The following is a 526-nucleotide window of genomic DNA, read 5'->3' as shown; positions in this document are numbered from 1 at the left end:
CTACAGCGATAATGAACGCTGCATAGAACCAGTTAGCAACGTAGATATGCGAAACGTTTCGCTTTACCAACGTGCCGAAGAATACAACACCATAGCTAACCCAAACGATTGCAATGAGTAGGTCTATTGGCCAGATTAGCTCTGCATACTCTTTGCCTTGCGTAAAACCAAGAGGCAGAGTGATTGCTGCTAATACAATGATTAACTGCCAACCCCAAAAGGTAAACTTCGCCAGACCAGGCGCGAACAGTGTCGTATGACATGTCCTTTGGACTATGTAATAAGAGGTTGCAAAGAGTGCACAACCACCAAACGCAAAGATTACTGCATTCGTATGTAAAGGCCGCAAGCGGCTAAAAGTTAAATACGGTAAATCGAAATTTAGTGCGGGCCATGCAAGTTGCGCGGCGATAAGCACACCGACAAGCATTCCGACAATTCCCCAGACTACCGTCATAATGGTGAATTGCCGAACTACTCCATAATCGTAGTTCTTAGGTTGAATAGGCGTTTGATTCATATGATT

Annotated in this window: 1 protein-coding gene; it reads right to left on the bottom strand. The window is 44.5% G+C overall.

Annotated elements, in window-relative coordinates; translation table 11 throughout:
* Nucleotides 1–520: cbb3-type cytochrome c oxidase subunit I (locus tag A3763_RS07140; protein ID WP_197482828.1), on the bottom strand; the 520-nt coding region annotated here is incomplete at its 3' end.
* Nucleotides 521–526 lie beyond the last annotated feature (6 nt).

The organism is Oleiphilus sp. HI0128, assembly GCF_001635365.1.
The sequence above is the reverse complement of the archived record's forward strand: the minus strand, read 5'-3'. Positions and strand labels throughout refer to the sequence as shown.